Consider the following 21696-nt stretch of genomic DNA (forward strand, 5'->3'; position numbering starts at 1 on the left):
GGCTTTGGCGGGGGAGTTGAAATGAAAAAGGCCGTCGCGAAGAATCTATACACCTAATTTCTACACAAATTGGGTGACGGAGCACACTTTAATGTGAGTTTCGATCACTCAGGGACAACGTGATGGAAGATATCCAGACTCCGGAATTCGTCTCCAAACAAACGGTCGAAGCCTCGCATTTCTACTTGGATCTGGATCCAGATAGTTCGAGTCGTTTCACCGTCGTTTGTGGTGGGGTGGAGCGGACGTCCCTGGATTACGTCGTCGAACGCAGCAATTTCCCGTTTTGGGGGCTGGAGATCGTCGACCAAGGCGAGGGCAAGCTGCAACTCGAGAATGAGTGGTTTGATTTGAAGCGAGGCACCGTGTTTGCCTACGGCCCCGGGGTTCGGCACCGAATCGAAAACAGCTCGAAGACCGGTATGCGGAAGTACTACCTGGACATGTTCGGTACCGATGCGAAGAGCCTTTTGCTGGAAGCGAACCTGCTTCGCGGATACCCGTTGCAGGTCCGGAACGTGAAAGAGTTGACCGATCTGTTCTCGATTATTTCAACGGAAGGCAAGGACGATCAATTTCGATCTCGCGACATCGTTTCGTTGATCACTCGAGCAATGATCATCAAGATCGCGCAGCGGAAGTCGACGACCGAAGGCGATTCGCCCAAAGCGTTCGAAGTTTACGAAGACATCCGCCAGTACATGGAAGACAACTTTCGTGATCTAACATCGATCGCCCAAGTCGCCGAACAGTGCGGCTACACGACCGTTTACGTTTCGCGGCTATTCAAGCGATACGCCTCACGAGGTGCGTACCAGTACTTGTTGCGACTGAGAATGAACTACGCCGCGGACCTGTTGTTCACCCAAGGAATGAAGGTCCGCGACGTTGCCGAGATGCTGCAATTCGCCGATGCGTTTCAGTTTTCACGAGCGTTCAAGCGTGTCTATGGCGTGCCGCCGAGTCAGTTGAAACGCTCTCGTTGAAGTGACGACGCTTGGCATCATTTTTGAGTCAGTAAATCACGGTCGGTCAACCATTCCAGCATTCGTTCCGGCCAACGTCCCGCGGCGGTGTTGTTGTTCTCGCGGAAACCAAACCCGTGACCGGCTTCGCTGTAGACGTGCATCTCGCAAGGCACGTTCGCTTCCTTGTACTTCAAGTAGACCTTCGCCATCCCGAATGCGATGTCTTCCCGATCGTGAAAGCCAAACGCGATGAACGCCGGTGGCATGCCTTCCGAAACAGTGAACGTGTCGGATTTGCCCGGGTAGATCAACCCTTGGAAATCGGGGCGGCTGCTCACACGTTCGATCGGATCAGATGAATCGGGGTTCCCGGACTGCGGATGCATCGCCGAGTATGCGGCCAACTCTCCGCCGGCGGAAAAGCCAAGGATCCCGATGCGGTTTGGATCCAAGTTCCATTCCTTTGATTTGGAACGAATCAATCGGATGGCTCGACGAGTGTCGTCCATCGCATGGCCTTCCAGCGTGTAGTCGGAATTGGGCTCGCGGCAAAGTCGGTATCGCATCACGAAGGCGGCTACCCCGCATTCGGCAAACCACTTCGCCAGCGAATCGCCTTCGTGGCCGAGGCATAGTTTGCTGTGACCTCCGCCCGGCGCGATCAAAATTGCGTTTCCGGTGGAGGCTTCTTTGCTCGGCAGATAGGGAGTGATTGACGGATGGTGAACGTTGGAGACGTTTGTGCCGGTCACGACTTCGGGTTCATGCATGCGGTCTTTGGATCCCGGCGCCCCGTCTTTCCACAACGGAATCCTTTGAGGTGCTTCATCGGCAAAGGCAAACGAGGTGAAAACAACGCAAACAGCAATCGTTGCGGCGATGGCGGTTCGCAACTGCGGTGTGGATGATTCGGGGAAACGATTCATCAGCTTTCCTGCACAAGGTGGGGCATCGGAAGGACAAAGGAGGGGATCGAGATTGTAGTCCACACAAAACTCGCCGATCCAGCTTGACGTTCAATTAAACTGTTAGCCACAGAAGTTTCGACCGTCGCATTTTGCAGTCTTCACAAGCATTCCAATTGGGGCCCAGCCCTCGCCAATGAATTTCGCGTCCACCAAAGAATCGAACCACAACAACGGCGATGATTCGGATAGAGGAACGTGGGTGCTTGGCATCGATCTTGGCGGAACCACGATCAAGTTCGGTCTTTTTCGCGGCGACAAGCTGATCTGGCGAAATCACATCCGAACGGATGACTTTGAATCGCCCGAGGCCGCATTTCAGTCATGCCGAGACAGTGTCGAACGCACGCTCAAGGAATCCTCGCAAACGTTGGAGGATTTGCATGCGATCGGATTGGCGATGGCGGGTGTGCTGGATCCAAAAGCGGAAGCCTTGGCGGAAACCGCGAATTTGCATCGTTGGCATCATCTGAATTTTCGCCAGCAACTTGCCGATGTTTTTCAGAAACCGGTTGCTCTATTGAACGATGCTGACGCGGCGGCATTGGCTGAGTCGGCCCATGGATTGTGCCGTGCGAACTCATTGGTGTTGCTGACGCTCGGCACCGGAGTGGGAGGCGGCGTCATCCTGGATGGACGTCCCATCCGTGGTGCGAATGGATGCGGTGGAGAGATTGGTCACGCAACGATTGATTTTTCCAACGACGCTCGAATGTGTGGTTGCGGCTTTCCTGGGCACCTGGAAGCCTATGCCGGATCGGCCGGCGTGATTCAAACGGCGAACGAGATTCTGAAGCAAACCGACGCCGCAAGTGCGCTTCGGGGAATGAAGTCACTGACGCCACTTGCGATCGCGAATGCCGCGGCCGATGGGGACGCGGTTGCGATCCGTGTCATTCACCAAACCGGAGTCGTGATCGGTCGAGCGATCGCGATGTTTTCCCACGTCGTGGATCCCGACGTTGTGCTTTTGGGCGGAGCGATGACGTTTGGTGGCCCGGGAACTGATACGGGCAAGCAGCTTTTGCAGTCGATCCGGGAGGAGTGTTTCCCGCGGACCTTGGTGCAAATCAGCTCGCATCTGAAGATCGAATTTGCCACCTTGGGCAACGATGCCGGGATCGTCGGTGCGGCTCACTATTCTCGGCAAGTTGCCGGCGAGACCTCTTGGCCCGGAACCGCTATAAGATAGCGTCGCCGAATTCCACTTCGCTGAACCGACCAAGAGAAACATCATGTCTGGAACGGACGCCACGCACCTGGTTCCACAATCGCCCAAGAACAAAATTGCCTACCGGGTTTATCCCGAGTCGACCGACGCGAGTGCCGCCGTCGCTCATGAGATCGCCGACCTGATCCGTAAACGTGCCGCCGAATCGCGAATGGCGGTGTTGGGATTGGTCGCCGGCTCATCTCCCGTCAACGTGTACGCCGAGCTGATTCGGCTTCACCGCGAAGAAAACCTGTCAATGGCGAACGTGATCACGTTCAACTTGGACGAGTACTACCCGATGAGTCCGGATTGCTTGCAGAGCCATGCCCGCTTCATGCAAGAGCACCTGTTTGACCACGTTGACATTCGCCCTGAGAACATCCATTTGCCCGATGGCACTCAGCCCGTCGAGACCATCGCGGATGGGTGTGCCGCTTATGATCAAGAATTGATGGACGCCGGTGGCATCGACATCCAATTGCTCGGGATCGGACGGACCGGGCACATTGGTTTCAATGAACCTGGGTCGGGCACCGATTCTCAGACGCGAATGATCACGCTCGATGGAATGACTCGGATCGATTCGGCCAGCCATTTCTTTGGCGTTGAAAATGTGCCTCGGCGAGCCATCACGATGGGTGTCTCCACGATCCTGCAAGCTCGCAAGATTTTCCTATTGGCGTTTGGCGAAGGCAAATCATCGATCATCGCACGAACCATCGAAGGTGAGCTCGCTCCTTCGGTTCCCGCGACTTCGTTGCAAGAACACGCCGACGCGGAATTGATACTCGACCGAGCGGCGGCGGCTCAGTTGACTGTCATTCAATCACCATGGTTGGTCGGTAAAGTCATTTGGGATGACACCATGGTCCGCCGTGCTGTGATTGATCTGTCTCAGTCGTTGCAAAAGCCCGTCTTGATGCTCGTTGATGGAGACTACAACGAGAACGGATTGCAGGATCTTCTCGCCGAACATGGATCGGCCTATGAAATCAATCTTCGCGTCTTCCGACATTTGCAAAGCACAATCACGGGATGGCCAGCCGGCAAACCAGACCAGCCCGGCGTGGTGTTTCCCAAGCGGATCATTCTGTTCTCACCTCACCCCGATGATGACGTGATCTCGATGGGAGGCACTTTGACTCGCCTCGCCGGTCAGGGACATGAAGTGCATGTTGCGTATCAAACGTCCGGCAACATCGCCGTGTTTGATGGAGATGCGATTCGATTCGCCAAGTTTGCTCACGAATTTTGCAAAGAGTTCGACTTGCTCACACCGCCGGTGGTCAACTTGACCAAACGGATGATCGAGTTCTTGGGAACGAAGGATCACGGCGAGGTCGACATCCCTGAGATGCAGCGACTGAAAGGATTGATCCGCCGTGGTGAAGCCGAAGAGGGAGCGATTGTTTGTGGTGTTCCTGCCGAGCGATTGCATTTTCTGGAGTTGCCGTTCTACGAAACCGGTGTGGTTCGGAAGAGTCCCATCAGCGACGCCGACATTCAGATCACCGTGGACCTCCTTCGCGAAGTCCAGCCTCATCAAATTTATGCCGCGGGAGATCTGAGTGACCCGCACGGAACGCACCGAACCTGCCTGGACATCCTGCTGGCCGCTTGTGAACGATGCCAAGACGACGAATGGATGAGCGAGTGCGTGGTTTGGCTTTACCGCGGTGCTTGGCAAGAATGGGCACCTCATGAGATTGAAATGGCCGTGCCGTTGAGCCCTCAAGAAGTCGATCGAAAGCGTGCGGCCATTTTCAAGCACGAATCGCAAAAAGACCGAGCCCTGTTCCCCGGTGCCGATGCTCGTGAGTTCTGGCAACGAGCCGAAGCTCGCAACGCCCACACCGCCCGCACCTACGATCAACTCGGTTTGGCACAATACCAGGCCATCGAAGGTTTTGTAGAATACAAGCGGCCCCAGGGTTGAGGTTTCAAGCGGAGACGCACTACGAACCTCGCCTCTGATGACTCTTGCCGAGTGAATACGCAGAAAACCGCATGCTTCTTCGAGACATCAATCGATCTTACGTGGGCCAAATTCTGGTCGTCGCCATTGGCGGCATCACCTACCTCCAATTCGGATCCATGGCTGGTCTCTTGGTTGCGTTGATCGGGTTCGTTGTTGTGGTAATTCGGCTCATTCAGCAATTCCTGCGTGTGTGAGGATCCGATTTATGCCGGAGGCTTCGATTTCGATGCTGAATCTACAAAGGCGGTTTCGTGATGGAGACCTGCAGCCAAGCGAGACCCTCCAGGTAGATCAAGAAGGTTGCTCCTGCGGTCATGTGACTGATCCATGACTGGACGAGCAAAGCGACGTCTGTTTGTTTGGACCGCGAATGCGATTTGCGTTTGCGTCGCAATCCTGCTCATTTCGGCGTTGTTCCTGACATCGGCACGATGGAGCGGCCGATTCATGCTTCGGATCAATGTCAAATTGCCACCTGCGATCGAACGGGATTCGCTGATGTACATGCCGTGCCGGGACAAGCAGACTGCGGAGTGGCTTTGCAGACCTGGCAATCAAGTGACAGAAGGATTTGAACTGCCGTATCAGCGAACGGCGGACTATGACGTCGTTTCCGTGTCGATCGGGGGAAAGTCCAGTGTCCTTCGAATCTTCGATACTTATCACCAGCCTGACTCGGTCGTCTTGCAGTATGACCAGGAAACAAAATCTGGCTTAAAGGACTCGTGTCGAATTCACTTTCCGGTCCCGATGGGACGCGGTGATCGTTCCGTCTCGATCGATTTGACGCAGGCAGACAAGTGATCCGATTGCTTTCCGTGCCTGTCTTTCTGTTATTGGCTTGTGCGCTGTCTGGCGTCTACGGGATGATTCACAATCAGGTTTCGTATTCGATTTCGCCGGAGTATTTCACGAAGCTCAAATTCGAACAATTTGGAGTTTCGCACAGTACGCCAGAGCGACTTGGAGCAGCCGTTGTCGGATGGCACGCATCATGGTGGATGGGGCCCTTCATCGGGCTCTTCCTGATCCCGGCTGGAATGCTTGTCCGCAGCGATCGTGGATACGTGCTCGCGGTGCTCCGTGCATTCGTTGCGGTGCTCGCGACAACAACGCTGGTTGGTGCGGCTGGGTTGCTACTCGCGGTTGTTTTTGCGAGGGCCGACCCGGAACTTGATTCAATGCTGCGTGATGCGATGATCGCTGATCCAATCGCATTCCGTCGAACCGCGGCTCTTCACAACGCGAGCTATATCGGCGGGCTTCTCGGAATCTTTGCAGGTTGGGCAAGCATTCTTAAGTCTTTCCTGCGTGAGAACGTTCGACTGAACTTTCGGCCGCGAAAGGTTGAAGGATGAAGCGGAAGAGTTGTTCGCTTCGAACGCTGTTTTGGTGCGTGACACAGACGGTGTTTGTATTTGCACTTAAACAGTTTGCATCGCCGGTGCATCTTCGAAACTCGGAACGCGACACCGATTTCACCTTCTGTAATCGGTGTTCATCCCATTCATCTGTGGCCGAAACACACGAACGCCTGTCACGTTTGGAATCCGAAAACGTTGCTGTTCATGCGATCGTTTTTGCCGCAGATGAATTGAGATGAACACGGATTAGAGGCGGAATCGTTTGATTTCTACGCGGGGTTTCCCAAAATTCAGCAGCAGGCAAATTGGCAATCCTGTTGCCTTCAAGTAGTTCAGGCACTGGGCGGTGAATGCGGCGTTGATCTCCTTGACCGCTTTGAGTTCCACAATCACCGCATTGGAAACGAGCAGGTCTGCGAAATACTCACCGACAACGACTTGCTCGTAATGCACTTTGATTGGGGCCTGCTGAATCACATCAAGACCATGTTTCCGCAGTTCGTAAGCGAGGGCGTTTTCGTACACCTTTTCCAAGAATCCGCACCCAAGAGTGTTCGAAACTTGGAACGCGCAGCCGATAATGTCCGCGGTCAACGCATCGAGTCGATCATCGATCATCTGTGTTCATCCCATTTATCTGTGGCCGATATTCACGACCGCTGTCCAGTTTCGTATTGAAATAGCTGGTTGTTGTACGAGCGTTTTTGTCACAGATGAATAGGATGAACACGGATCAGAGGCGGAAGTTCCTGCGGGAGCATGGCGGCGAAAATAGGTTGGATCGCGGCGATTGGGGTTGAGTAGCGATCTTGAATGATCGATGCAGGATACGAATTGCTGCGGTGCGAGAATTGCGCTGCTTTATCGAACCGGGGACTGGTTTGATGGTGTGCCTGATTCGTATTCCCAAGGGACAAGACGAGGGTCAGGTCTGGCGGTGATGGCGAGCCATTTTCCGTCTTGGGATACATTGACGCCTGAGATTTGCCGATTGGTGGGTTGATTAGGCCATGGCTTTGGATTGCCGGGGTTGGTGATGTCGACCGCATGCAATTCGTTACGCCGCGTTTCGACGGACAACATCGGGAATAGGAGATGACGACTGTCGGACGTCCATGCAAAATCACCGCCGACTTTTGCGGGCGTTGGGATGACCTGAAGGCGGCTTGGGTTGGACAATGTGACGACGGCGAGTTCGTCGTTCGAGTTGTCGCGGCGTCGTCCCTTGATCGCGATTTGCTTGCCGTCCGGTGACCAACTCATGTTCCAGTAGATGTAGCTGTACCGAGTCGCATCTGGACCTTGCAGAATGGATTTGCTTGACGACGTGTTGAGATCCCAAATGAAAAGACTGCCACGTCTGCTGTAGGAGAGGAGGTTTGGAATCGGTGACCACTGGATTCCCCAACCGCTCGGATCCAGGATGGTGCGATTGGAACCATCAGCGTCCATGATTCCAACGCCCTGACGAGCAGCCGAAAACGCGATTCGTTTTCCATCGGGGGAAAACGTCGGCATGGAACCGAATCCTAAGTCCACCGGATCGCCGCCGACTTTTTCGACTCGCATCAACCGAGCGGTCAAGGTGCTACTGGCCTGTTGATCGTAGGCGATTTGCGTTCCATCGGGTGACCATTCTGGTGACCCAACATGCAATAGCGTTTCATTCGGCTCTGCCAGATCTCGAAGCTCTGTTCCATCGATGCGAACAACTGATAGAACCGGTTTTGGATCCGACGATGGCGAAACCAATAACTCCTCGGCCCGAAGGGTGAGACTCTTCCATTTCGCCGACGTCGTCCCGCCGCCTTTCGCGATGCAAACGAGCTGGACGCCACCGATGGGAACCTCCTCCGCTGATGCGGTCTCTTGATGAAGCAACTGCCAATGATCGGATTCTTCCTCGGCAAACAGAAAGTAGACATCGTCATCACGCCTTGCGATTCGCAACCTGCCAGAGATCGATTCGTTGATGCGCCTGTCCGTTTGGAATCGCATCGTCCCATCTGGATGAGTCAGGTTGATGGAACCCATCAGGTGCCTTCCGTGGCCATCGGCATATCCCGTCGCGGCGATCAGTTTTCGGGACATGGAATCATCCAACGAAATCGCAACCGCCACACGAGCGATGTCGGCCGTCTTGGGGATCACCGCTTGGGTAAACTCCGCAACGACGTCGAAATCCCCACGCATCGAAAATCTTGGGGCGGCGGCAAGTTGCTTCCAGGGCCCCACGGACGCCGCAGTTAACCGCAAACCACCATCCGCTTCTGTTGCTCCGGCACTTTGGCGAATGGTGGTCGCATTGAAATAGCGGGTCGTCGCATGAACGTCTTCAAAGTCATGATGAAAGGCGGAGGTCATCTCATTCAGTGACGCGTGTAGCTGGTACGGAACTGGATCGGCCAACTCTTGTGGCTCGGACAATTGTTTCGGCCAATTGCCTCGTAGCGTCAGCCCTTGTGCTCTAAGCTCCTCGCGATCGGCAAAGTGAAACAAGCCGAAGGTGCGATCACTTTCGGTGTCCAATGGACGCAGGTAGATGAGCTGGTCGTTCAGTGAAAGCTTGATCGTTTGATCGACCAATTGCAGTTCGACGTGGTTCCACTGCGACGGCATCAATGGGACGGTTCCCCCGTGACGCTGGTAGTCTGACAAAAACTCCATGTTGTCGGGACGCAGCTGAGTGCGATCGAAGCATCCGTCGGTGATCCAGTGTTCGGCGACGCCTTCGTCTGAAATGAGAAACGCAAGGCGATCGAGTGCGGGATACGCACTCACCTGCCCCGGATCGTAGAAGAATTCGTATTCCACGCGATCACCATCCAATAGCGGGCGGAAGTATCGAAGCAAGCTCTCGCAGTGGGACTGGTCCAAGTCCTCTCGCTTTGGATCAACAATCAGCGTGTCGCCGCGTGCAGTGTCGACGCGTTTCCACTGGCCTTTGTATTCAGGGCGTGAGGCACCGTAGTAGTCGGTCCATCCAGCCAGGCCTCGTGATGTCAGCATGGGGACAGCGTCTGGAATTTCGGGAGCACCGCCGATGTGAAGGTCCCTGAAATGTGCATTGGCCGTGTACCAGCATCGCATCGCCAACCAAGGTGCGGCGTTGGTCGCGACGGATTCCATCTGCACTGGGCGACCATTCAAGTGGACGGTTTGAATTTCGTCTTTGATGATCGATCGATAGTGAATCCAACGATCAAGTTTCTCAAAGGGCTCGTTCAGTTCGATTTCGTCGAGTCCCCAACTGAATACACCGCTTCGAAAGTGAGTGTTCCGCAGACCGGGACCGACAAACCGTCCAGCCACCAAAATTTGACCCAGCTTGTTCGCGGCAAGGTTTGCCTCGATGCTGTAGCTGCCTTTCAAAGGTGTCGCTAACGCCAAGAACTCGTTGTGGCTGCCACCGCGGTTAGAAACGACGCCTGATTCGTCTTGAACCCACTCAGCGAGGAGATCTCCGTTTCCTCGGGTGGACGCGGTCGCTTCGTGAATCGGAATCCATTCTTGTTGATAGTCCGCGGTCCACTTGTAGGTCTTTCGAACCGCCTCGTCGGTCGATGCCCATTGCTTGTCGAAGAGTTCTGTCCGGATGCGTCGTATTTGGCCGACGAATGAATTGGGAAGATCCGATTGATTGCGAGCAACGCAGGTTTGATAGAGAAGAGAAACCAGTTCTCCCAATGCTGGAGATTCAGAAAGCTGGCTGGTTCCTCGATGAGCCACCAAAGCGGCCGGCCAAAGTTCAGCGAGTGAATTCTTGGTCGCTTTGGACATGAGTTCGTGGAGCACGACGATGGACTCTTCGGTCCGGGGGCCGTTGCCTCGCTCCATATCAATCAGTGCCAACATCGCTTGACGCGCACGTTCATCGTTTGGCGAATTCACAGCGGCCAACTCCACTCGCTGACGCAATTCAGGCAACTTCTTTTGCTGCTTGGCTAGGTTCAACGCGTCGTAGACCGGCGAGACGATCTGGGATTCGTGAGTTTGAAAGCCGGAATCGCTTCGGACCCTCGGAGAAGGGTTGGTTGGGGACGATGCACCCGATACCCGAAAGCTCGCGTGAGATCGCGAAGGCAAAATCCACTCAAGGAGGGAATCCAAGCGCTCCTGGGCTGGAAGTGCTGACGTGATTCTTCGGATTTCCAACACATCTTCGGCAAACAGGTCTGATCCGAACAGCAATTCTCGGACGTGTTCGTCCAGTTTGGTGATCGAGGTTCCTGGTCTAGGGTTCTTGTCCGTAGACGTTGATTGGAACGACGCCGATTGGTTGGTGCGTTGTCCGAAAGCGTCGGATAGAAAGCAGACTTGAGCCACCGCAAGCACCGCGAAGATGACAAGTCGGGCGAGCACAAACGCTTGAATCGCAAAACGCATGTTATTGCCAAATGAAGGTGGGAAATGATTCAGCGATTGAACCAATGAACGGTTCGGTTGCGGGGATTCATCGTACCACCTGCTTGTTTCTGTCGCTCAACTCGAAGATTTTGTTGTAGCACCGCATCGTTTTGCTGTACGTACGGCTAGCTTCACGATCGGCTAAGTTGTCGGTCGCTGCTCAACGCCATTCTCTAGGAATCAGTCGCTAACAACTCCACTGCGATCCTTGCATACCAAGACCAATCCGTATCGTACGCCGGAAACAACGCCGGTCGCTTCGCCTGAGTCGGGAAGCACGAAGTGTCCTGTCTGCGACCATCCGATCGCACGATTGCGATTCGTCTTTCCTCGATGCAAATGTGATGTGTGCGGAAGGCGTCTTCGGCTGAAGAATTCATGGAAGGCAAGTTCGCTATCGACGCTGACCGCAATCGCTTGCTTTGTATCCATGCTCTACTTTCGAGCGTTGCCGACAAACAAACCAATTTTGTTTGGGGTTCACGCATTCTTATTTCTATGCCTCGGCACGATTTGGTTCCATCTGTTTGGAAAGCCAGCACTCAGCACTTGGAAGGGCGCCGCATCGCGAACGGTCCTTGAGCGAGAACGCAGGCAATTCCAAGACGAGTCAGGTGCCGTCGACGCTGACTAGCCACAGAAGAGCGTCCGGCGATACTGCGCTGGTACGATTCAATACACAAAATGCTTGCGGTTGATGCTTCCAAGGTCAAAGATGAGGTAGCCAGCGTCTAGCGATTAGAATTCCAGCGATTGAATAACACGTCACCTCCATGAAGGAAGGAATCAAAATGCGACGCCCGATTGCAAACCTATGCGTTTGTTTGATGCTTGTCGGTTCTGCGATGAACGCGGCCGCCGCGCCCGTCGGTTTGATGGGCACGATTGTTCGGTGGCAGTATCCCAAAGCATCCATCAATCATGCAAAGGGTTCAGACGCGGCGACGATCGATGCGGAGGGCAATCGAACCGTGCCTTCCACTGTGTTTGAAGCAAACATGACGACGGAAGCGTCGGTGGCACAAGTCATCCAGTACTATCATGAAATGTTGACGCGAAATCCGAAGAATGATGAGAAGGTCGGCATTCAACCGGATAAGGGACGTTCGGTATTGTTCCGTGATGAGTCAAAGGGACGGCCGTTCGAACTTCACGTGATCCTGGTGAATTCAGAGACCACATCTACCACGTTGATTGTCTCGCGAGGAGCGGACGAAGAGCAAACTCAAATCACTTGGAAACAATACAGCCGTTACCCGATCTCATCCAACGCGAAAACGCCAGCTGCGCCTGCTGAAGCTAGCAACGCCGACGGCAAATAGCTTGCCTCGATTCAGTACCGACTCCGGCCTCGTCAACGTAGGAACACGAGTATGAAACTTTGGACACTGCTCGGCTTAGCCACAGTCACGGCGCTGCTTCCAGTTACTGCGCAGTGCGAAACCGAGGTGGCTGTCGAATTATTGCGTTTCGAACCGAAGGACGAGGAGCGAGACCGCGAGGTACCGATCAAGGTTTACTGGAACGGTGAACCGGAACCCAAACCGGTTGTTTTATTCTCGCACGGACTTGGTGGTTCGCGAGAGAACAATGCTTATCTCGGCGAGTACTGGGCATCGGCTGGTTACGTCGCCGTGTTCATGCAGCACGCGGGGAGTGACGAAAAGGTTTGGAAGACCGCCCGTCCGCTGCAGCGAATGGCGGCACTCAAGTCAGCGGCGAGTTTGCAAAGTTCGCAAGATCGGATCAAAGATGTTTCCTTCGTGATCGATCAGTTGACTGCGTGGAACGAGAAGGCTTCTCATCCGCTACACAATCGGATGGACTTGGAGCACATTGGGATGAGTGGTCACAGTTTTGGGGCGGTCACGACGCTCGCGGTGGCAGGTCAGAAGCTGCCGCTGAATCGGAGCTTCGAAGAAGAGCGAATCGACGCATTTGTGGCTTTCAGTCCTCAGCCGGGCAAGGGACTTCCCGCGGACCGAGGTTTCGGTCACTTGGCGAAACCGATGTTGTGCATGATGGGGACGGAGGATGCCAGTCCGATTGATCCGTCTTTTGATCCCGCCAAACGACGAGAGGTGTATTCTGCTTTGCCGAAGGGCGACAAGTACGAGTTGGTTCTGGATGGTGCGGAGCACTCGGCATTTGGAGACAACCGTGGGCTGCGTTCCAGGAATCGAAACCCGAAGCATCACCCGGCGATTCAGCAAATCAGTCTGCGGTTTTGGGACGCTTATTTGAAGGGCGACGATTCGGCGAAGCAATGGTTGCAATCCAATCGGCCGCTGTCCGCAACCGGGTTGGGTGATGTCGACGTTTGGAGCTGGAAGTGACGGCGAAGTTTTATTCTCGCTCTCCAAACGATCCGTCTTGATTTGGGGCGGTCGATTTTGCTAGCGGTGCAGTTCGAGGATTCTCGCACGTGTTCCCGCGAAATTTGGTCGCATCATGCTGGCTCGATACCACCGTTTTCTAATCGCTTCCCTGTTCGTTTGTCTTGGTTTGGCTGTCGCTGACGCACCGTCCGCTCAGGCTCAGATCACCACTCGCACTCAACTCGGAACGCAGGGCGATTCCACAGCAAAGCTGTACGAGCGGCTGGTCAATCGTTTGCACGCGACGACCCAGCCCCAGCAGGATTACTTGCTCGAGATCACGAAGCGAGTGAACGAGCGAAAGCTGGATTTGCGACTGGTCGTTGCGATCGAACGATATTCGATCCGCCGCGACTCGCATTATCCCTTTCCGTTCTTTGAGCGAGCCCTGAAATATGAAGCCGCCAAACGCGGCATCACGTTGCCTTCGATCAAGTTGTACCAGGACCAACCCATTGTGACCGTCCCGACCTATTGAGGACGGAGCTTTGGGTTGCAGGTCGGTTTTGACAGTTGGCAAGCGAATTTGGGTGAACATTCAGCCCGCAGTGGCTGATCCATCGGCGTCGGTGCTGTCCGACGCCCGCATCGGCAGATATCCTGTGAGCGGTTCACGTATCTTCTCCATCTAAAGCCGACGCATCCGCCACATGGATTTTTTGATTTACCTCGCCCTCGTGCCCGCCCTTGGTGTGACGGCACAATGGCTGGCGTGGCGAACGAAGTTGCCCAGCATTCTGTTGCTGCTTCTGTTCGGGGTTTGCTTGGGCCACTTTGTTGTCCAACCCGATAGCTTGCTGGCTGATTTAACGGGCGGTGACGAAACGGCCGGTCCGAACATCTTGTTCCCGTTGGTGTCGCTGTCGGTCGCGATCATCATGTTCGAAGGTGGGCTGACGCTCAAACTCAGCGAGCTTCGCGAATCGGGTTCCTCGTCGCTGCGACTGTGTACGGTTGGTGCCGCGTTGGCTTTCGTCGGCAACACGCTGGCAATCCACTGGATACTCGGCTTCGCATGGCACCTCAGTTTTCTGTTGGGGGCGATCTTGGTCGTGACAGGGCCAACGGTAATCGGACCATTGCTGCGACAGGTCAAACCGAGTCGTCGCGTTGCATCGACGTTGAAATGGGAAGGGATCGTGATCGATCCCATCGGTGCGGTTTTGGCCGTTCTGGTCTACGAAGAAGTGGTGCTGGCCCAATCCGCACCCCACTTTTCCAGCGCCTTGAAGTCGCTTGCCATCACGGGAGCAATTGGCGTTGGTTTGGGTGTCGCTGGTGGTGCGTTGTTGACTCAAGCCCTTCGCCGTTACTGGGTCCCCGATCATTTGCACGGAGTGACGGCACTTTCGCTGGCGTTGTTGCTGTTCGCACTGAGCAACATGATTGCTCACGAGTCCGGGCTGATCGTCGTGACGGTTCTCGGCATTTGGTTGACCAATCAAAAGCACTTTGACGTCGAGCACATCATTGAGCTGAAGGAAAACCTTCGCACGTTGTTGATCGGCTGTTTGTTCATCGTGCTAGGCTCTCGAGTCAACCTGACCGACTTGGCGACAATTGGTCTGCCGGGAATCGGGTTGATCTTCGCTTTGATCTTCATCGTGCGACCAGTGTCGGTGTATCTGTCATTGTTGCGTAGTCCGCTGAACTATCGCGAGCAAACGTTCATCGCCGGTTTGGCTCCGCGAGGGATTGTTGCCGCGGCGGTGAGCAGCGTGTTTGCGTTGTCGATGGAAAGTCGAACGGACCTGGACATCCCGGGATCGGATCAATTGGCGACGGTCACCTTCCTGGTGATCATCGGAACGGTCGCGGTTTACGGAATCGCCGCGGCACCACTGGCGCGTTTGCTGAAGCTGGCCGAAGAAACCAGCCGAGGTGTCTTGATCGCGGGTGCGGACGCTTGGGTGAGAGATTTCGCGGCCGAGTTGAAGGCGGCTGGAGTTCCTGTTTTGCTGGTGGATACCAACTACAACAAAATCAGCCAAGCTCGAATGGCGGGGCTTCGAGGCGAATGCGCCAACATCCTGAACGAACACGCCCGGGAAGATTTGGATTTGGCCGGCATCGGTCGTTTGCTCGCGATGACGCCCAACGACGAAGTCAACTCGCTCGCCCTTCGTGAATGCCGCACGTTGTTTGATTCCTCTCGTTTGTATCAGTTGACGTTTAAAAGCAAGAACACCGCCGGCCGTCGTGGGTTGACCAAGAACTTGATGGGACGGGAACTGTTCGGCGAAGGTTTGACATTCACCCGCTTGTCCGAGATGCATGCGGCGGGCGCGAGTTTGAAAACGACCAAGTTGACTGAGTCATTCTCGTTCGCCGATTTTCAGGAAAAGTATGGCGAGGTCACGACGGTGTTGTGTGCGATCACATCGGAAGGCGGCCTCAACATCAACACTGTCGACGCACCGTTGGTTCCCGCGGCGGGGCAGACGATTTTGGCGTTGGTGAGCAGCACGCCGGTCCCGGACAAACACGCAGTGAAGGCTTCCAAGAAACGTACAGAGTCTAGCCAGTCTGAGGATGCCCAAAAGAATGATGAGGCGTCGTCCAGCGACGGGGAGGCCAAAGCGTGATCGATCCGTTTGTCTTAACCGTCGTCTTTCTGCCAGTCATCGGGTATCTGTTGCTGCTCGCGTTGATTCGCGTGAGCGGCCGAGTGCTGGTGACAACTGGCGGTCGTGATCTGTCCGCGCTCTTTTTCGCGATGGCTGGCATGGTAGCCATTGGCCCGATGCAACTATTCTTTCCCGGTGCATCGGCGGCTTTGCTCGGACCGTACGTTTGGTTGCCGATGTTGTTGCTCTACGTGCTGATCTGCGGATTGGTGGTTTTGACACGAGAGCCTCGGTTGGTTGTCTACGGTCGGACCGCGAATGAGCTTTATCCTGCTTTGCTGCGTAGCGCCCAAGCGATTGATTCGTCCGCGGTCGGCGACGAGAAAAACGTTCAGGTTCATCTGCCTCAATTTGGCGCCCACCTGAGAATCGAAGGGCATCAAGGATTTGACTGCGTGAGCGTCTTGGCTTTCGAGCCGATGTTGCCGCTATCGTTCTGGAATCATTTGCTCGGCCAACTGCGTGTCCAGGTGAGAGGAATTTCGCCACCCTCACCGCGCCGTGGATGGGCAGCACTCTTTGTCGCGTTGGCAATGTTGTTCTTGCTGGCTCGGTCGGTGATGGGACGAGGCGACCAATTCGTCGAAGGTTTTCGCGAATGGCTGATTCGGTGAGCGTTTGAGTAGACGATCTTGCGCTGAAACCGGGCTCGGCGACAGCTTCTTTCGCGAGACGACACGCGTCGAAAACGATCGAGACAGTTTGGCGTGAAGCTCACAAAATCAAAGATTCGCATCAGATCCGCCAAGTAAATGGCCGATCAACCTTGCTGCATGGGCAACTGAGCCTAAAATGCACACAGCAGACCTTTTGAGGTCTGTTAGGTGCAGTCACATAACACCGGCAGAGGGTTCATTTTTCGGGCACGCCTGAATCACTCAAAGACTTGTGCAGTAGCACGTCGAGATTCACGCGTTTCTCCCAGCGGCTTCACTCTTGCCGCCGAGTGGCTGTAACCGAATTGGACCGGCAGGTCGGATCGATGGATCCAGCCTGTCGGTTTTTTTATGCGCCGACGGAAGCGAACCATTCAGATTCCCGCCGTTTTCGGCATTCGCGAGTTTGCGGGATGGCGTGGCATTCGACGCGTCATGGATGGTTTTGAAGGCAATTCGTGGTCCTTTGTCGCCGTTTGCCCGCGAGCGAGGGGCGGAGAATGATGCTTCAATCGCCTTTGATGCAGCAAAAATCAGTGTCGGGCTCGCTTGCCCCTCTCGTTACTCGCACAACGGATTAGACTGGGGCGGTCGGATTCTGGGGGTGGAATCCCATTTCGATTCCATGACGACGTTGCCCGCTGCGGCCGCGATCGTTTCGCTCTTTGCAACCGTTCCCGTATCTTGCTGCATCTCGCGACATGAATGAACGCTCCTTTTCCGAAGCCGATCATTTTCGCCCTTTGCGATTGAGTGATCTCTGGCGTGCAATCTATCGCCATCGATGGTCGGTCGTCGTTTGGACGCTGCTCTTGCTGCCCATGCTGGCGTTTTGCGTCTTCCTGATTCCGGCCCAGTTCGATTCTTATTCACAACTGCTGATCCGGTTGGGACGCGGTGCCGTGTCGATGGATCAAACCGCAACGCTCTCGCCGACCGTTTCGCTGCAAGACAGCCGAGCATCGCAGGTCAACAGCGTTCGCGAAATGTTGCAATCTCGCGCGATCGCTCAGAAGGTTGTCAGTGAAGTCGGCGTCGACCGAGTCTTGGAGCCGCACAGCTTGCTTTCCAAGTCGATGCAACGTCTCGGTTCGTTTCTACCAGGCGGCGACACCAAACCCATGGGCGACCTGTCCGCTGAACAAGTGGATGCCCAGATCGCGGAAGAGATGGCGATCAAAAAATTCCAAGAGTCAATGAACCTGTTCATGGCAAAGGATGCCTACACGATTGACTTGGAAGTTCGTACCGAGGATCCATTCCTTTCGCGAGATTTGCTGAAGGCTTTGGTTGAGGTATATCGCGAACATCATGCGATGGCCCATAGCTCGTTGGGCTCGTCAGAGTTCTTCGAAGAGCAATCCAAAATTGCTTACAAGCGAGCGATGGATGCAAAGGAAAAACTTCGCATCGCGAAAACGGAACGCGGGATCATCGACATTGGTTCGGCTCAGTCGGCGCTTCGATCTTTGCTCAGTCAAGTCGAAAGCAACCTGGTCGATGTCGAACACGAACTGGCATCGATGAGCTCCCAGCGAGATAGATTGGTAGAGCAGATCGAACAGCAACCGGAAACCCTGCAAACGCAAACCATTCGAGGAATCCCGAAGGCGACTGGGGACTCGATGCGGCAAGCGTTGTACGACCTAGAGGTGCGGTACAAAGAACAATCGGTCAAGCTCAGCGAAGACCATCCCAAGTTGAAGGTGCTTCGAGAGCAGTTGGCCGCTGCGACCGAGATTGCTCAAGCGGAACAAGGCGAGCGACCTCAGACGACCGAGTCCACCAACCCGTTGCGGCAAGCGTTGATGATGTCGTGGCAGCAAACCAGCACAACTCTTGCTGGGTTGGAATCCAAACGTGACAATTTGAAGTCGCAAGCCGAGTCGCTGCATGAAGAGCTCGAGAAGCTTAACCGCGACGAAGTTCATCTGGCTGAACTTAGTTGGGAAACCAACTTGGCCGAAGCCGAGTATCTGCGGACGGCGGAAAATCGCGACAATGCTCGGCTGATTGATCGGTTGTCGTCGGGGGCGGTCAGTGAAATCGCGGTGGTTCAGGAACCGTCACTGGGATTGAAAAAAGTCAAACCAAAACGGTCGATTCTTTTGGTCTTGTCGGCGATGTTGGCGTTCGGATTTGGCATCGTCCAGGCATTGCTCCGCGGCCTGCTTCTGTCGCCTCATTCGGCCGATCTGGACGCGAGCCGAAACCCGCCGACTCGCCGTCGAAGTGATGCGGGACACGGCCGGTATCGAAGCTCAGACAGTGGTCGCGGATTCAACAAGCCACCTGAATCGGAGCCCGCGGTAGAATCCCAGGAAAACGGTGGGTTGACGGCGGTCCCTCGTTGAACGAATTTTTCCGTAGAATGGTGAGACCTTTGCTCGTTTGCCCCAACTTCCTCGCTGACCCACGGCGCCCATCATCGCCATCCGCATCCTAGCCGTTCACAGCTATTACCGCCTTCGTGGCGGCGAGGATGTTGTATTTGATGCGGAGACTCAGCTGCTGGAATCGTTCGGCCACGATGTCACTCGATTCACGCGAATGAATGACTCGATGTCGGACGCCGGTCCTCTGGTGAACGCTCGAAAGACGATTTGGAATCACGGCATTGCTGACGAAATTCGCGACGTGGTGAAGTCCAAGGAAATCGATGTGGTTCATTTCCACAACACATTTCCCGCGATGTCACCGGCTGCGATCAAGTCCGCTCATGATGCGGGTGCCGCCACCGTGCTGACGCTGCACAATTCGCGAATTTTGTGTCCCAAAGCGGTTTGCTTCCGCGATGGGCAACCTTGCACAGTCTGCGTTTCGAAGGGCTTTGCGATGCCCGCCATTCGGAACGCCTGTTTTCATGAGAGCAGATTGGCCTCGGGCGTTGTCGCGATTCAGAATTGGCTGCATCGAACTCGCAAGACCTATCAGCGGTCACTCAACCTAGCCATCGCACCAACCGAGTTCGTGAAGAAACGATACGAGGATTCGGGGCATCCGATGCCACCGATCGTCGTCAAACCTCACTTCGTCGAATCCAATTTGCCGCTCGGGGAAGGCGACGGTGGCTACGCGTTGTTCGTAGGTCGTTTGAGCGAAGAGAAGGGATTGAAGGTTTTGTTGGACGCTTGGGATCGTTTGACCCAGCCCATTCCGCTGAAGATCATCGGCGATGGACCGCTTCAGCACATGTTGGATATGCCGCGAGACAACGTTGAGTATCTCGGACGATTGGCTCAAGACGCGGTCTACAAAACGATGGCGGACGCGGCGATGTTGATTTTGCCCTCGCACTGTGCCGAGTCGTTTGGTCGTGTCGTCGTCGAAGCCTTTGCGTGTGGAACACCAGTTGTGTGTGCGAACCAAGGCGGGCAAGCTGAGTTGGTGCACCCTGGCGTCGGTGCTTTGTTCGAAAGCGGAAACGCGAGCGAGTTGGCATCGGTGGTTGATCGTTTCGTTGAGAACGCGGAAGAAACCATTGCGATGCGTGAAACGGCTCGTTCGGAGTATGTTTCCAAGTACACCGACGAGATCAATCATGCTCAACTACTCGACATCTATCATCAGGCGTTGATCCTGCGTGGACGAACCGATGTGAGCCGGGTGACAGATCCAAATTTGCGAATCGATCCAAAGCACGCTGGGCCAACGTCACTCACGGGTGCGCCATCGAGCGAATCCGAACACGCGAATCTTCCGCTCAATCCATCATCGACCTTTGACAACGAACATGCCTCCCAATCCGAACAGCCCCATGACACCGAATCGTTGCGTGGTCACGACGAGCTGGGACGACGGGCATCCTCTGGATCAACGCTTGGCTGACCTTTTGGGACGCTATGGATTGGCGGCCACGTTCTACATCCCTCGTAAATCTCAACTGGAGACCATGCCAGAAGAGAAAATTCGTGAGCTCAGCCAGCGGTTTGAAATTGGTGCCCACACGATGGATCATCTGGCGTTGACGACGCTCCCCGATGTGGAAGCCGAACGCCAGATTCATGACAGCGGTGTTTGGGTGGCTGATGTGACCGGTCGGGCGTGCGAGATGTTTTGCCCGCCGCTTGGCAAGTTTCAACGAGAGCATGTCAACGCGATTGCACGCCATGGTTTCACTGGATATCGAACGGTGGAATTGCTGCAGTGCGATCCGCCCAAACGTCGGGTGAGAGGCGATTACGTTCGCGGCGACAAAGGATGGGAGTTGTCATCCATGACGACTTCCGTGCAGGCTCATCCACATACGAGGGCGGCGTATCTTCGCAACGCGATGAAGCGAGCCGCTTGGGGACCTTTCCAGCGAGCTTGGAGACTGGCGGGAAAGACGACTTGGGTTGGGATGGCCGAGGTGATGTTAGAAGAAGCGATCAAGACGGGCGGGGTGTTCCATCTATGGGGCCATAGCTGGGAAATCGAAGCCAACGAACAATGGCAAAACCTCGAACAAGCGTTTGAGATGTTGGCCGACGCGGTTCAATCGGGACGTGCCGTCACCGCGACCAATGGGGAAATCTGTTCGTGTGAAAACCCCGCTTCCCTTTTTTAACAACTCGCATAGAGTTAATTTGGCGTCGGGCGAAATCAGACGCTCCGCCAGGAGGTTTCATCGTCGCCAGACAATGAAGCGACTCCACCGACCGCGAACACGCGACCCATCATTCGAAAATGCCGAACGAGCAGGACATCTACGAAGAACACGTGATGGATCACTACGAAGATCCGTTTCACCGCGGGACTTTGGAATCCGCCAGCCACATGCATGAGGGGAACAACCCACAGTGTGGCGATCGGATTGTGATCACGTTGAAGTTGGACGATTCAGAGAAGCTCACTGAGGCTTGGTTCGAAGGCGAAGGTTGCGTGATCAGCCAAGCTTCCGCGTCGATGCTGCTCGAATTGATGGAAGGTAAAACAATTGAAGAGGTGAAGTCATTCACGGCAGAACAGATGTTGGAATTATTCGGTTCCAAGTTGACACCGGATCGCCAAAAATGCTGTTTGTTGTCTTGGGATGCCTTGCAGTCCGCGTTGAACTCCCAGTCCGACGATGACTTTGATTCGGTGGCGCCGAGCGGCCCATCGCTTGGGGAAGAACAGTGAACGTGAGTATCTCCTACGTGTCATTTGACATCGCGAA

The 21696-nt window shown here is 54.9% G+C and carries 20 protein-coding genes; 16 read left to right on the top strand and 4 right to left on the bottom strand.

The window, feature by feature from the left end:
* Positions 1–122 precede the first annotated feature (122 nt).
* Positions 123–986 (top strand): AraC family transcriptional regulator, encoded by an 864-nt coding sequence (locus B2R17_RS23830; protein WP_008668088.1) that lies wholly within the window; start codon positions 123–125, stop codon positions 984–986.
* A gap of 17 nt (positions 987–1003) precedes the next feature.
* On the opposite strand, the gene B2R17_RS23835 is transcribed toward B2R17_RS23830, so the two are convergent.
* Complete coding sequence (locus B2R17_RS23835) at positions 1004–1894, bottom strand: alpha/beta hydrolase (RefSeq protein WP_286765979.1); 891 nt, start codon at positions 1892–1894, stop codon at positions 1004–1006.
* Between the two features lie 175 nt (positions 1895–2069).
* Between B2R17_RS23835 and B2R17_RS23840 the strand changes: the two genes are divergently transcribed.
* The 5 genes from B2R17_RS23840 to B2R17_RS23860 all read left to right on the top strand — a co-directional run bounded on the left by B2R17_RS23840 (position 2070) and on the right by B2R17_RS23860 (position 6482).
* Positions 2070–3125: an ROK family protein gene (locus B2R17_RS23840; protein ID WP_286765980.1), complete on the top strand. Its 1056-nt coding sequence runs from the start codon at positions 2070–2072 to the stop codon at positions 3123–3125.
* A 43-nt stretch (positions 3126–3168) separates the two neighbouring features.
* Positions 3169–5082, top strand: a complete 1914-nt coding sequence (locus B2R17_RS23845; protein ID WP_286765981.1) for a glucosamine-6-phosphate deaminase — start codon at positions 3169–3171, stop codon at positions 5080–5082.
* 71 nt (positions 5083–5153) lie between these two features.
* Positions 5154–5318 carry a hypothetical protein gene (locus tag B2R17_RS23850; RefSeq protein WP_008668094.1) on the top strand — a complete coding sequence of 55 codons (165 nt, stop codon included), beginning with the start codon at positions 5154–5156 and terminating at the stop codon, positions 5316–5318.
* Positions 5319–5451: 133 nt separating this feature from the next.
* Positions 5452–5928: a hypothetical protein gene (locus B2R17_RS23855; RefSeq protein ID WP_286765982.1), complete on the top strand. Its 477-nt coding sequence runs from the start codon at positions 5452–5454 to the stop codon at positions 5926–5928.
* Positions 5929–5942: 14 nt separating this feature from the next.
* Entirely contained in the window at positions 5943–6482 is a 540-nt protein-coding gene (locus B2R17_RS23860) for a hypothetical protein (RefSeq protein ID WP_286765983.1), read from the top strand.
* Between the two features lie 252 nt (positions 6483–6734).
* On the opposite strand, the gene B2R17_RS23865 is transcribed toward B2R17_RS23860, so the two are convergent.
* The 3 genes from B2R17_RS23865 to B2R17_RS23875 all read right to left on the bottom strand — a co-directional run bounded on the left by B2R17_RS23865 (position 6735) and on the right by B2R17_RS23875 (position 11327).
* Positions 6735–7106, bottom strand: a complete 372-nt coding sequence (locus tag B2R17_RS23865) for a GxxExxY protein (RefSeq protein ID WP_286765984.1) — start codon at positions 7104–7106, stop codon at positions 6735–6737.
* A gap of 243 nt (positions 7107–7349) precedes the next feature.
* Positions 7350–10874: a DUF1583 domain-containing protein gene (locus B2R17_RS23870; RefSeq protein ID WP_286765985.1), complete on the bottom strand. Its 3525-nt coding sequence runs from the start codon at positions 10872–10874 to the stop codon at positions 7350–7352.
* Positions 10875–11075: 201 nt separating this feature from the next.
* Positions 11076–11327, bottom strand: a complete 252-nt coding sequence (locus tag B2R17_RS23875) for a hypothetical protein (RefSeq protein WP_286765986.1) — start codon at positions 11325–11327, stop codon at positions 11076–11078.
* Between B2R17_RS23875 and B2R17_RS23880 the strand changes: the two genes are divergently transcribed.
* The 10 genes from B2R17_RS23880 (at position 11326) to sufU (ending at position 21659) form a co-directional block, all read left to right on the top strand.
* Positions 11326–11529 carry a hypothetical protein gene (locus B2R17_RS23880; protein WP_286765987.1) on the top strand — a complete coding sequence of 68 codons (204 nt, stop codon included), beginning with the start codon at positions 11326–11328 and terminating at the stop codon, positions 11527–11529. The genes B2R17_RS23875 and B2R17_RS23880 overlap by 2 nt on opposite strands.
* 157 nt (positions 11530–11686) lie before the next feature.
* Positions 11687–12217 carry a hypothetical protein gene (locus B2R17_RS23885; RefSeq protein WP_286765988.1) on the top strand — a complete coding sequence of 177 codons (531 nt, stop codon included), beginning with the start codon at positions 11687–11689 and terminating at the stop codon, positions 12215–12217.
* 51 nt (positions 12218–12268) lie between these two features.
* On the top strand, positions 12269–13231 hold the full coding sequence (locus tag B2R17_RS23890) for an alpha/beta hydrolase family protein (protein WP_286765989.1): 963 nt from the start codon (positions 12269–12271) through the stop codon (positions 13229–13231).
* A gap of 115 nt (positions 13232–13346) precedes the next feature.
* Complete coding sequence (locus B2R17_RS23895; protein WP_286765990.1) at positions 13347–13751, top strand: hypothetical protein; 405 nt, start codon at positions 13347–13349, stop codon at positions 13749–13751.
* Between the two features lie 172 nt (positions 13752–13923).
* On the top strand, positions 13924–15858 hold the full coding sequence (locus tag B2R17_RS23900) for a cation:proton antiporter (RefSeq protein WP_008668118.1): 1935 nt from the start codon (positions 13924–13926) through the stop codon (positions 15856–15858).
* A complete protein-coding gene (locus B2R17_RS23905) occupies positions 15855–16514 on the top strand; it encodes a hypothetical protein (RefSeq protein ID WP_008668120.1) in 660 nt (219 codons plus the stop codon). Before B2R17_RS23900 ends, B2R17_RS23905 begins: the two co-directional genes overlap by 4 nt.
* Positions 16515–17257: 743 nt before the next feature.
* Complete coding sequence (locus B2R17_RS23910) at positions 17258–18910, top strand: GumC family protein (protein ID WP_286765991.1); 1653 nt, start codon at positions 17258–17260, stop codon at positions 18908–18910.
* A 154-nt stretch (positions 18911–19064) separates the two neighbouring features.
* Positions 19065–20384 carry a glycosyltransferase gene (locus B2R17_RS23915; protein ID WP_339886849.1) on the top strand — a complete coding sequence of 440 codons (1320 nt, stop codon included), beginning with the start codon at positions 19065–19067 and terminating at the stop codon, positions 20382–20384.
* Positions 20377–21105 carry a polysaccharide deacetylase family protein gene (locus B2R17_RS23920; protein ID WP_286765992.1) on the top strand — a complete coding sequence of 243 codons (729 nt, stop codon included), beginning with the start codon at positions 20377–20379 and terminating at the stop codon, positions 21103–21105. Before B2R17_RS23915 ends, B2R17_RS23920 begins: the two co-directional genes overlap by 8 nt.
* A 119-nt stretch (positions 21106–21224) precedes the next feature.
* Positions 21225–21659: a Fe-S cluster assembly sulfur transfer protein SufU gene (gene sufU, locus B2R17_RS23925; RefSeq protein ID WP_286765993.1), complete on the top strand. Its 435-nt coding sequence runs from the start codon at positions 21225–21227 to the stop codon at positions 21657–21659.
* Positions 21660–21696: the final 37 nt, after the last annotated feature.

It is taken from the genome of Rhodopirellula sp. UBA1907 (genome assembly GCF_002337565.1).
GTDB classification, from domain to species: Bacteria; Planctomycetota; Planctomycetia; order Pirellulales; family Pirellulaceae; genus Rhodopirellula; species Rhodopirellula europaea.